Raw genomic sequence first — 596 nt, forward strand, 5'->3', positions numbered from 1 at the left:
GGAGTGCATTCAATTGGTACTTGAAGCAAATATCAAAGCACAATTAAACCAATACATGCAGATGATTGAAAATGACATCGTCCTTAAAGTCAGTGCAGGCGATGACAGTGTCTCTAAGGATATGCTGGCTCTTGTAGAAGAGCTGGCTTCCATGTCATCAAAAATCACTGTTGAAAAGGCGCAGCTCGACAGAACGCCAAGCTTCAGCGTCAATCGTGCCGAAGAAGATACAGGCGTGACATTCGCCGGGGTTCCGCTCGGTCACGAATTCACATCTTTGGTGCTGGCACTCTTGCAAGTAAGCGGCAGACCGCCGAAAGTCGATCAAAAAATCATCGATCAAATCAAGAACATCAGCGGCGAGTACCGCTTCGAATCTTATATCAGCCTCACATGCCACAACTGCCCGGATGTTGTGCAGGCATTGAACATGATGAGCGTGCTCAACCCGAACATCTCTCACACAATGATCGACGGTGCGGCATACAAGTCAGAAGTCGAAAGCAAAAACATTATGGCTGTGCCGACCGTATACTTGAACGGCGAATCCTTTGGAAGCGGCCGAATGACGCTTGAAGAAATTCTTGCGAAGATGG

The 596-nt window shown here is 47.8% G+C and carries 1 protein-coding gene; it reads left to right on the plus strand.

All coding sequences use genetic code 11. From position 1 onward, the window contains the following. Positions 1–13 precede the first annotated feature (13 nt). On the plus strand, positions 14–596 hold a 583-nt coding region (locus ACWHAR_RS29630; RefSeq protein WP_452088760.1), incomplete at its 3' end, for a thioredoxin family protein.

Source organism: Bacillus sp. LR--39, assembly GCF_053613335.1.